The organism is Terriglobus sp. YAF25 (assembly GCF_052113305.1).
GTDB lineage: Bacteria > Acidobacteriota > Terriglobia > Terriglobales > Acidobacteriaceae > Terriglobus.
The window spans coordinates 1-10,834 of the sequence record NZ_JBFRCY010000047.1; the positions used below are offsets into that span (position 1 = coordinate 1).

Below are 10,834 nucleotides of genomic sequence, written 5' to 3' on the forward strand. Positions count from 1 at the left end.
GGAGAGAACTGTAGCTGGCTTACTGGAACGACGAGCGACGAAGAGATCGGGAATCGGGGAGAGAACTGTAGCTGGCTTACTGGAACGACGAGCGACGAAGAGATCGGGAATCGGGGTCCCCAGTCAGCTTTGCTGGCTGGGGTGAAGAAAATCTGCCCCGGCCCTTCGGGTTGCGGCGCAAATTYGCCCATACTTCGTTGTCGGCCTCGACTGWGGACCCGCCACAGCCTTCGGCCTCCGCCTCGTMTGGACAAATTTGCGCTCGCAACGCTGACGACAGGAGTTRGATGACACACCCTAGCAACAGGGAAAATGCTCTAAGGGAGAGCTGATGGAACTTACCGTGATGGTGCCGGCCCGGAACGAAGAAGCCTGCCTGGAAGCCTGCCTGCGCTCGCTCACGGCACAAAGCGAGCCTGGTTTCGAGCTTGGCCGCCACTGGGAGCTGATTGTCGTTGACGATGGTTCCACAGACGCGACGCACAGCATCGCCGAGAGCGTCGCAGGTGTGACCGTCATGAACGCTCCGCCGCTTGAGACCAAACCGGGCCGCAAAGGGATGACCGGCAAGAACAATGCTCTGTGGGCCGCTGCACAGCAGGCAAAGGGGAAGTGGCTGTTGTTTACCGATGCCGATACCCGGCACGCCTCCGGCAGCCTGGGCCGCGCCATGCGCGAGGCAGAGAAGTATGAGGCGGCAATGCTCTCCTATTCGCCAAAGCAGATTGTTACCGGTTTCTGGCAGCGGGCACTTATGCCTTTGATCTTTTCTGAGCTGGCAATTGCATATCCGCCGAAGAAGGTCTCCGATCCTGCCAGCCGGATTGCGGCCGCCAATGGCCAGTTCCTTCTGATTGATCGGGAGACTTACTTTGCCGTGGGTGGACATCAGGCGGTCGGCGACAAGGTGCTGGAGGATGTAGAGCTGGCGTGGAAGGTCAAAGCCTCGCGGCGGCGCCTCCGTTTCCGCTACGGCGGCGATGCACTGGAGACCCAAATGTATCGCACGCTGCCGGCGATGATCGAGGGCTGGACGAAGAACCTGGCCATCTTATTCCTGCAGCCGCTGGCGCTGGCGGGTTTCCGCCTGATCGACTTTGGTCTGTTGCTTACCCTGCCGGTATTGATGGTAGTCCTGCCGCAGCACTTGTTATTGCTCTGGTGGCAGTGGGCGGCTCTTGGCCTGCTGTGGGTTCGCGTGCTGTGGCGCTATCTCGCCCGCGTCCGTAAAAGCGAGTTTCCGTGGATTGACTGCGTGCTCAGCATTGCGGCTCTGCCTATGTTCGGCTGGTTGCTATGGCGAAGCTGGATGCAGGTGAAGCTGAAGCATGAGGTCGCCTGGAAGGGCAGAGTGTACAAAGCATAGGGACCTAGCCATAAGAGCCCTGTCTCAAGATGTTGCACGAGCTTGGATTTGTCATTTCTCCCCTGTCGGTGGTCGCTGCGAAATGACAAACAAATGTGGGTGCGAACGACATTTTCCTGGCCTCAGATAAGCCCTCGCTACTCGCGGTAGACATATTTTCGACACCTGAACTATATTGGACGGCGCAGCTTTGGCTGCCCATCATCGCCACCTCAAATGTTCAGGAAAGCTCATCCGATGACGTTTATCGCTTCCCGCCGTCAGGTTCTCCGCGGTCTTGCCGCCAGCGCCTTTGTCGCCGCCATCCCTCGCGCTAATGGCCTTTACTTCGACTGGCAAAGACCGAACGGTCCTATCAAGATCAGCGATGTCGAGATCTTCGAGGTCCGCGGCTCGTACTCCGTTCCCGCGGGAGTGAACGGGCAGCAGCAGGTGAGCCCACTCGATGTCTACGACGATCTCCGGCCGCCGGTCTATGCCGACCACCCGGCCGGCAAAGACCGCGTTGCCAAGCCTTCGGCCATGTACATCCGCATCAAGACCGATCAGGGTCTCGAAGGCCTTTACGGTCCTATCGAAGAGGATGCCGCGGTCATCGTTCATCGCGATCTGCGGAAGTTCCTTATCGGCAAAGACCCGTTAGCCGGGGAACTGCTGTGGGACGAGATGTATCGCTCTAATCGTCAGTCGCGGGCCTCCATCTTCATGATGGCTATCAGCGCCTGCGACATCTGCTTGTGGGATCTTCGCGGCCGCTACTTCGGCGTTCCGGTCTACCGTCTGCTTGGCGGTCCCACTCGCAGCTCGGTTGAGTACTACGCCTCGTGCCTGGGGTTCTCGCTGGAGCCTGAAGCTGTTCGTACGCGTGCCACGGCTCTCAAGAAAGAGGGCTATCGCAACATGAAATGGTTCATGGCCTATGGTCCCGGCGCAGGCCCGGAAGGCATGCGCAAGAACGTCGAACTGGTGAAGGTCTTGCGTGAGACCGTTGGCGACGATGTCGAGATCATGTTCGATTGCTATAGCGGCTGGGACATGACCTATGCCCTCGAATGGGCTCGCCAGGTGGAGCAGTATCGCCCCCGGTGGGTGGAAGAGATCACCATGCCGAACAAGATTGAGACCTTCGCCCAGGTGCGCCGCAAGATCAACTTTCCGGTTGCGTCAGGGGAGCACTTTTACACCCGCTGGGATGTCGAGCGCTACCTGCAGGCCGAGGCAGTCGACGTGGTTCAAGCTGACCCTGAGTGGTGCGGTGGCGTGTCGGAGCTGGTAAAGATCGGAACCCTGGCGGCATTRCACGACGTTCCCGTTCTGCCGCATGGCCACTGCCTCCACGCCGCGCTTCATGTCATCGCCAGCCAGCCTCCCATGACCTTCCCGCTGGGCGAGTACCTGGTCAACAAGATGGCGCATTTCTATCACTTCGAGAAGAATCCGCTCTTCCCGCACAACGCCAGAATCGCTCTACCTGCCGGACCGGGTTTTAACATCGAGCTCGACCCTGCCAAAATTGAGTCGCAGAAGACCATGGAGTGGGAGTAGGTTTCTGTACCTCCGGGGCTTTCCACTCATCTAAACTGGGTGGATGGTTCAGTTAACCCGTAAAGCCGAGTTCTCCGCGTCCCACTTCTACTGGGTCGACTCCTGGTCACCGGAAGAGAATCAGCGTATGTTCGGCAAGTGCGCCAACCGTAACGGCCACGGGCATAACTACACGCTGGAGGTGACGGTTCAGGGAAAGGTCGATCCCGTCACTGGCTTTGTCGTGGACCTGAAGCAGCTGAAGGAGATCCTTGAGCGTGAGGTCGTCAGCGTTTATGACCATCGCCATCTGAACTATGAAGTCCCGGAGTTCGGGACAATGCAGCCTACCAGCGAGAACATCGCCATTGCCATCTGGCAGCGCCTGGAGGGGAAGATCGCCGGCGCCAATCTGGTGAAGGTCCGCGTCTACGAGATGGAAGACCTGTACGCCGACTATATGGGGGAAGCATGAAAGCCTACCTCGGTCGCCGCTATCGCTTCAGCGCCTCGCACCGTCTTCACGTTGACGGCTTCAGTGATGAGCGTAACCGGGAAGTCTTCGGGAAGTGCAACAATCCCTTTGGCCACGGCCATAATTATTGGTTGGAGATCGTACTCAGTGGAACGGTCGATCCGACCACGGGCATGGTTTGCAACCTCGTTGAAATCGATGAGTTCGCCCACGGGCGCCTGATTGCGAAGTTCGATCATCAGAATCTGAATACTTTGCCGGAGTTTGCTGCTCTGGTCCCTTCTACCGAGAATCTGGCCATGGTCATCTGGGAGATTCTGAAGGGCTTTACCGCGGCAAAGGTGGAGAAGATTCGTATTGAAGAAACGCCCAACAACTCCTTTGAGTACAGGGGCGAATAGGGAAGCACTATGAGCACATTGACAGACAGGCCGCTCAGCGAAGCCTCCACGGAAGAGATCTACCGTGAGYTTCTGCTGCGCTATGACGAAGACCCCACTCGCGACGGTCTGCTGAAGACGCCGGAACGCATGGAGAAGGCGATGGCTTTCCTGACGAAGGGGTACAAGCAGGATCCCACCGAGATTCTCCGCGGAGCGCTCTTCGATGTGGACTACGACGAGATGGTGATCGTCAAGGACATCGAGTTCTACTCGCTGTGCGAGCATCACCTGCTGCCGTTTTTCGGGAAGGCGCATATCGCCTATATACCCGACGGCAAGGTCATCGGTCTTAGCAAGATGCCTCGTCTGGTGGATGTTTTCTCGCGCCGTCTTCAGGTGCAGGAGCGTCTCACGCGGCAGATCGCCGATGCTATTGTYGATGCCATCCATCCGCAGGGCGTGGCCGTCATTATGGAAGCGCGCCACCTGTGCATGATGATGCGCGGTGTTGAGAAGCAGAATTCCGCGACCGTAACCTCTGCCATGTTGGGCGTATTCAAAGAACAGCAGCAGACGCGCAACGAGTTCCTCTCGCTGGTCCGCTCGGGTAAGTTGTAGAAACGTGAACGGACTTTTAGTACTGGATAAACCCGCCGGGATGACCTCGCATGACGTTGTCAACCGTGTTCGCCGGGCGACGGGCGAAAAATCCATTGGTCATCTTGGAACGCTGGATCCCATGGCCACCGGGGTTCTTCCTCTCCTTCTGGGAAAGTGGACCCGCCTGGCGCAGTTCTTCTCCAACGCCGAGAAAGCCTATACCGGTGCGATCCGGTTCGGTTTTGCGACCGATACGTACGACGTGGAGGGCGAGCCGGCAGCGTCACCGCAGCCGTTGACACAGACACTCGAAGAGCTCTGTGCCTTAACCTCGCGTTTCCGGGGAGAGATTGAGCAGATGCCGCCGCCTTTCTCCGCAAAGAAGATCAACGGCGTGCCTGCGCACAAGCTGGCGCGTGCCGGCAAAGAGGTCCCGGTGAAGGCGGCGCGCGTTACGGTCAATCGCTTTGAGCTCACCGAAATGGAAGCAGAGACGGCTCGGTTTGTCGCGGAGGTCTCTGCTGGTGGCTATATCCGCTCACTTGCGCACGATCTGGGGAAAGCGGCAGGTTGTGGTGCGCACCTGACAGAACTTCGCCGCACTCGCGCCGGCGTGTTCACTCTGGATCAGGCGATGCCTTTGGATATGATGGAAGCGCTCGCTGGGAGAGGCGAGCTGGAAGCAGCCCTCCCCCATCCGCGTACTGTTCTGTCGGAGATGCCCTCGGTGACAGCCGATCTGGCAACGGCGGGCCGCCTGCGCAATGGTATGGCCGTGAACCTGCCGGAGTTCTCCAACGCTCCCCTGGTGAAGATCTTCGAAGGCCAGCGCCACCTGATCGCCATCGGCAAACGCATCGCGGGGACATTGATGCAGCCGATCGTTGTGATTGGCTGAGACCGTTCCTACAGGTGGTGGACCACGGCGCTGGTCCACTGTTCCGCCGCATAATGCTTGGCAGCGACATCGTCTTCGGCGATACCGAGGCGATGGCATGACGCGATCATGCTGCCCCAGTCGCCGCGTTCATATGCAACGGCAAGCGAAAGCGCCTGGGCATGAGCTTCTTCGGTCGCCGGATCGGTAAGTGCCGCAATGACCTCTTCCCGCAAAGGAAGGTTGGCGGCCGCATCTTTGACGTCCATCTCCAGCATGGGCAGTACCGCTGAGAGCATACCCATCAGATAGAGCTCCTCACACGGGCTGTTCAGATCGGTGGCCAGCAGCTCACAGAAGCGTGCCCGCTGGACACAACGTTCCATTGCCTCAATTCCTGATCCGCCGGTCAGTTCGGCTGCCAGAGCCGTGCGAACGATGCGACGGCTCTCATCCTCGCCGATCAACATAACCGCATGCCGCAGATCTGTAATCGTACGGCGTGAACTAACCGCCGCCGAGTTAACGTAACGAAGCACGCGGTAGCAGATGGCCGGTTCAGAGCGCAGGATGCGGAGGAACGACTCCAGGTTCAGATCCTGCTTGCAGATCTCAGCCAGCAACTGCAGTTGATGGATGGACTTTCCCGGGCCGCGCCGTGCGGTCATAATGGGTTTCATGAAGAAATAGCCCTGGAAGAAATCAAACCCTTCGGCGACGGCTATCTTCAATTGCTCGGCGTCTTCAATTCTTTCGGCGACAAAGTGCATGCCGCGAGGCTTCAGCCTCTTGATAATTTCTTTTCGATCTTCCGGGGTGCTTTGGGAGAAATCGATTTTGACATACTGCACGATGTCGAGAAACGGTTCCCATTGCTCGCGGAAATCGTAGTCGTCGAGCGCCAACGCGAATCCCTGGCTACGGTAGTAGCGGCATGCTTCCAGAACTTCTTCGTCTACCTCGACGTTCTCCAGAATCTCAAGAACGGTTCCTTTGGGCAGCAGCGTGGCACACCGGCTTACCAGCAGTGCTCGGGTGCAATTAACAAACGGTTTGGTTTCACCCACTAACGATTCGAGTCCGTGGGTGACGGCCCAGTCCACGATGCTGTTTGAGGCAGATTCGCCATCACCGCTGAAGCGATTCTCCCATGTGGCGCGGAACAACAACTCATACCCAATCGTCTTGCGCGCCGCAGTCATGATCGGCTGCTTGGCGAGGAAACGCATTGAGCCTGCGCCGTCTGCCGCTGCGGCAGGAGCCTGCACGGTTGCTGCGGGGCCCTGAGGTGTGATGTTGCGAGCTGGTGCCGAGAGTTGCACAGTACCTTTCGTGACCATGACCGATGAGGTCTTACTGCAACCTTATCGGCCCCCTCATTGTGCGCTTTAGCGCACCCCGTGAAACGGGGGAAAAGGTAACGGGTCAGGCAGTTACGACGACGGATGTCGGCAGCAACGGATTTTTCTTTAGCGAAAAACTCATCGTTTTAGATTCGGTTCCACAAGGGGAAGAACATTCTTCACGATCAACTGGCTGCCAAGATCGGTTGGATGGATCCCATCGCGCTGAATCGCTCCCTGGACTCCGTATACGTCCTTATAAAGGAAGGGGAAGAGCGTCAGGCTGTACTTCGTCGCCATCAAGGCATAGGTCTCGTTGAACTGGTTGATGTACACCTTGCCGTACTGCGGCGGCAACGTAATCCCCAGCAGGATGACCTTGGCCCCGGTCGCTGTCAGCTTTGCCAGGATGCCGTCAAAGTTTGCTCGCGTACTGGCAATGGGGATACCCCGCAGGCCGTCGTTGCCGCCGAGTTCCACCAGGATCACGGCAGGGTGCAAGGCAACGGCGTCTGCCACGCGGGCAAGTGCGTCTTTTGTGGTGTCCCCGGAGATGCCCTGATTGACGACATGGTACCTGTATCCCTTTTCGTCCAGAGCTTTCTGCAGGTAATCCGGGTAACTTTGGCCGGCATCGAGGTTGTAGCCGGCAGTAATGGAGTCGCCGAAGCATAAAATCACAGGACGTTCGTCTTTGATAGTTGAGGTTGCCGCCGGAGATGGGTTTTGGGCCATTGGCCGGGCCGCGTGGGTGTCGCGCGAGTAGTCCTCGGCGCGCCTGGTACCATCGCTGGTCTTGCATCCGGTAAGGGTGAGTGACAGGGCGAGGGGCAGGGCAATCCGGGACAGTTTCACGCAAGCAGTGTAGCGAATTGGGGAGAGCGAATTGAACGAAGCCATGATCGAGGTAAGCAATCTGACGCGGTCTATCCGCAACGGCCGACGGACTGTCGAAATTCTGAAGGGCATCGACTTCAACGTCGCTCACGGCGAGTTTGTCGCCATCATGGGATCTTCCGGCTCCGGAAAAAGCACACTGCTCGGCCTGCTGGCCGGTCTGGATACGCCTACGACCGGCGATGTGAAGATCGCCGGAGAGAGCATCAGCTATCTGCCGGAAGATCGGCTCGCCCAGGTGCGGGGAAAAAAGATCGGCTTCGTCTTCCAGTCCTACCAGCTCATTCCGACCCTCACCGCACTGGAAAATGTGCTTCTTCCCTACGAGCTCAATCTCGGCTCCGACGGTCTTGCCCGTGCAAAGGAGCTTCTTTCCAGTGTTGGACTTGAAGCCCGCATGGATCACTATCCGGTTCAGCTTTCCGGAGGAGAACAGCAGCGTGTAGCCATTGCTCGCGCCTTCGTGCTGCGGCCGCCGGTGGTGCTGGCTGACGAACCGACCGGCAACCTGGACTCCGCGAACGGAACCCATGTGCTGGACCTCTTGCTGGAGATGAACCGCACCTCGAACACCACCCTGGTGATGGTGACACACGACCCCAATATTGCCGCTCTCGCCGGGCGGCGCATTCTTCTTAAGGATGGCCTTATCGTCGCCGACGAGCGAAAGGCGGTCGAGTAGATGCCGTCGCTCAGTTGGACCTCCGCTCGCCGTATCGCCTGGCGCGAGATGCGTTCGTCGAAGGGCAAGTTCGCCTTTGTCATCCTTTCGGTTGCCGTCGGCGTTGCCGCGCTTACCGGGGTTCGCGGCTTCAGTGGCGCCTTCCGCACGGAGCTACTCGTACGCGCGCGCTCCATCATGGCCGCCGATCTTGCCGCCCGCATGTTTGCCCAGCCGACTCCTAAAGAGCAGGAGGGGTTGGAGGCCATGGAGCACGAGGGCCTACGTCTGACCACTGTCACCGAGATGGTCGCCATGGCCTCTGCCGAGCACTCGCTTGACCCTCTCCTGGTCTCGCTCAAGGCTATTGACCCGGCCGTCTATCCCTTTTATGGAACGGTCGATATCGCGCCGAAGGCCGTACTCCGCAATGTACTGCATGACAACACGATCGTCGTCGCCGAGGATCTTCTGATCCGGCTGAATCTCAAGGTCGGGGATCGCGTGAAGATCGGCGACGGACTGTTCACGATTGCAGGTGTCGTGACCAATGAGCCAGACCGTCTCTCGGGATCGTTTGCGGCGGGTCCGCGCGTCATCATTACACGCAAAGGGTTGGAAGACGCAGGTCTGATCGCAGAAGGGAACCGGTCGAACGAACGCTTTCTCTTCGAGCTTCCGGCACGAAGCTCCGATCAACAGGTCGCGGCGTGGAAAGAGCGCCTGGTCGCGCTGCTCCCTGAAGCGCAGGTGACTGACTACCGTGAAACCAATCCCGCGCTGACGCAAGGGCTGGACCGAGCCACCGGCATTCTGAGCCTGATGAGCCTGGTTGCACTCGTTCTTGGAGCCATCGGTGTTGCGATGGCTATGCGTGCCCATCTGCAGCAGCGCATGGACACCATCGCCATCATGAAGTCGCTCGGCGCCGGGTCCTCGCAGATCATGCGCATCTATTTGCTGCAGACGATATTGCTCGGCACACTCGGCGGCCTTCTCGGTGTCGCTATGGGCACCGCCGTGCAGCGATTTCTGCCGGTACTATTGCGCAGGCTCATCAATGTCCAGCCGCCCTTCACGCTTGACTGGCATGCGGTTGGGACCGGACTGACAGCCGGTCTGCTGACGACCCTGTTGTTTACGTTGCCGCCTCTGCTGGATATCCGCAAGGTGCGCCCTATCCTGATCCTTCGCCGCGCGGTCGAGCAGACCGACGAACCGATTCATAAAGCCTTCTGGGCTCGTTTGCGCTCAAACTGGGCGCAGCTTTTAGCAACCGTTGTGATTCTGCTCGGTCTCTCGCTCATTGCTGCTACGCTGAGTGACTCTGCGCAGACAGGCTGGACCTTCGCCGCCGGTCTCGGAGGGGTTCTTATCGCTCTTCTTGCCGCAGCCGCGATCCTGCTTGCTGTCCTGCGCCGTTTCCTGCGCGGAGCCGGGCTGACTCTGCCCTCGGCCATTCGCCATGGCCTGGCGAATCTCTATCGTCCTGGAAATCCTTCGGCGGCGCTGCTTGCTGCTGTCGGCCTCGGCGTCATGCAGATTACGACTGTCTTCCTGATGCAGCAGGCGGTTGTCCGTGAGCTGCGTATCGTCTCCTCGCCGAAGATCCCGAATATCTTCCTGGTTGATATCGCCAACTCCGAGGTTGAAGGCGTGCGTAAGGTGCTTACCAGCCAGCCTGGAGTTATGGCTGAACCGGAGCTGATCCCGGTTATCAGCTCGCGCATCACCAATGTGAACGGCGTTGCAGCCAAAGATCTGCGGCTGACCAACTTTCCCAGGCGGATGCTCCAGTCGATCCAACTCACCTGGTCCGACGAACTTCCACCCGGCACGACGGTACTGCAGGGAGAATGGTGGAAACCCGGGAGCACGGTGCCCCAGGTAGCCATCGGGCAACGCATGAGTCAGCGTCTCGGTGTCTCTCTTGGCAGCCATATTGTCTTCTCGGCACAGGACAAGCCGATTGAGGCCGTAGTGGCTGCGATCATCAAGTCCGACGGCCAGCACGCCTACTCACGCGCGGAGTTCATTCTGCCCAAGGCTCCGCTGCAGGGCTTCCCGGTCGTCTGGTACGGAGGCGCGCACGTCGATCCGAAGAAGGTGGGTCAGCTTGAGCGCGCCATGTTCGCGGCTTATCCCACGGTTACGGTGATCGATGTGGCGCAGGCGCTCGAGACCATCCGCCAGGTCGTACTGCAGATCACGGTGGTGATTCAGTTCCTTTCGGCGTTTTCCATCTTCGCGGGCATGGTGATTCTGGCGTCTTCCATCGCAGGCACACGCTACCGCCGCATCCGCGAGGTCGTTGTACTCAAGACATTGGGAGCCACCCGCTCGCGCATCGCCACCGTCTTTTCGATTGAGTTCGCCGTTCTGGGACTGGTCGCCGGTTTCACGGGAGTCATCTTTGCCACGGTGGTCGCCCGGTTCCTGCAGCGCCAGATGGGTATCGAGTTCCAGCTTCCCTGGATGACCGATCTAACCATGATGGCGGGTACTGCCGTTATGGCCGTGGCCACCGGCTGGATCGCCAGCCACCGTGTGCTCGGCCAGAAACCGCTGGAGGTCCTGCGCGAGGAGTAGGCGGTGCACGGGAATCTCACCTCAGTTCAATAACCCCATACTCTGGGTGCCTGTAGGAGGTCAAGAGGTTGTTGACATCTGGAGCCTGCTGATGGGCGGGCGTAGGTTGAGGCTAGCAT

At 58.9% G+C, this 10,834-nt stretch carries 11 protein-coding genes; 8 read left to right on the plus strand and 3 right to left on the minus strand.

The window, feature by feature from the left end; genetic code table 11:
• Positions 1-191, minus strand: a 191-nt coding sequence (locus AB4043_RS03135) for a hypothetical protein (protein ID WP_442306488.1), incomplete at its 3' end; no start/stop codon positions are given.
• Between the two features lie 140 nt (positions 192-331).
• Here AB4043_RS03135 and AB4043_RS03140 point away from each other — a divergent pair.
• The 6 genes from AB4043_RS03140 (at position 332) to truB (ending at position 5,246) form a co-directional block, all read left to right on the plus strand.
• A complete protein-coding gene (locus tag AB4043_RS03140) occupies positions 332-1,366 on the plus strand; it encodes a glycosyltransferase (protein WP_442303344.1) in 1,035 nt (344 codons plus the stop codon).
• 237 nt (positions 1,367-1,603) lie between these two features.
• Entirely contained in the window at positions 1,604-2,911 is a 1,308-nt protein-coding gene (locus AB4043_RS03145; RefSeq protein ID WP_442303345.1) for an enolase C-terminal domain-like protein, read from the plus strand.
• 43 nt (positions 2,912-2,954) lie between these two features.
• Entirely contained in the window at positions 2,955-3,365 is a 411-nt protein-coding gene (locus AB4043_RS03150; RefSeq protein WP_442303346.1) for a 6-pyruvoyl trahydropterin synthase family protein, read from the plus strand.
• Positions 3,362-3,766, plus strand: coding sequence for a 6-carboxytetrahydropterin synthase (locus AB4043_RS03155; protein WP_442303347.1), 405 nt, complete (start codon positions 3,362-3,364; stop codon positions 3,764-3,766). The genes AB4043_RS03150 and AB4043_RS03155 overlap by 4 nt, the downstream gene beginning before the upstream one ends.
• Positions 3,767-3,775: 9 nt before the next feature.
• The gene (gene folE, locus AB4043_RS03160; RefSeq protein ID WP_442306489.1) at positions 3,776-4,366 is read left to right on the plus strand and encodes a GTP cyclohydrolase I FolE; all 591 of its coding nucleotides are present in this window, start codon (positions 3,776-3,778) and stop codon (positions 4,364-4,366) included.
• 4 nt (positions 4,367-4,370) lie between these two features.
• On the plus strand, positions 4,371-5,246 hold the full coding sequence (gene truB, locus AB4043_RS03165; RefSeq protein WP_442303349.1) for a tRNA pseudouridine(55) synthase TruB: 876 nt from the start codon (positions 4,371-4,373) through the stop codon (positions 5,244-5,246).
• Between the two features lie 8 nt (positions 5,247-5,254).
• Here truB and AB4043_RS03170 read toward each other — a convergent pair whose 3' ends face one another.
• Positions 5,255-6,547 (minus strand): EAL and HDOD domain-containing protein, encoded by a 1,293-nt coding sequence (locus AB4043_RS03170; protein WP_442306490.1) that lies wholly within the window; start codon positions 6,545-6,547, stop codon positions 5,255-5,257.
• Between the two features lie 159 nt (positions 6,548-6,706).
• Positions 6,707-7,423, minus strand: coding sequence for an arylesterase (locus AB4043_RS03175; protein WP_442303351.1), 717 nt, complete (start codon positions 7,421-7,423; stop codon positions 6,707-6,709).
• Between the two features lie 43 nt (positions 7,424-7,466).
• Here AB4043_RS03175 and AB4043_RS03180 point away from each other — a divergent pair, with 43 nt between their 5' ends.
• A complete protein-coding gene (locus tag AB4043_RS03180; protein WP_442303353.1) occupies positions 7,467-8,147 on the plus strand; it encodes an ABC transporter ATP-binding protein in 681 nt (226 codons plus the stop codon).
• Positions 8,148-10,715: an ABC transporter permease gene (locus AB4043_RS03185; RefSeq protein ID WP_442303352.1), complete on the plus strand. Its 2,568-nt coding sequence runs from the start codon at positions 8,148-8,150 to the stop codon at positions 10,713-10,715. It begins immediately after the preceding gene.
• The last annotated feature ends 119 nt before the right edge of the window (positions 10,716-10,834 follow it).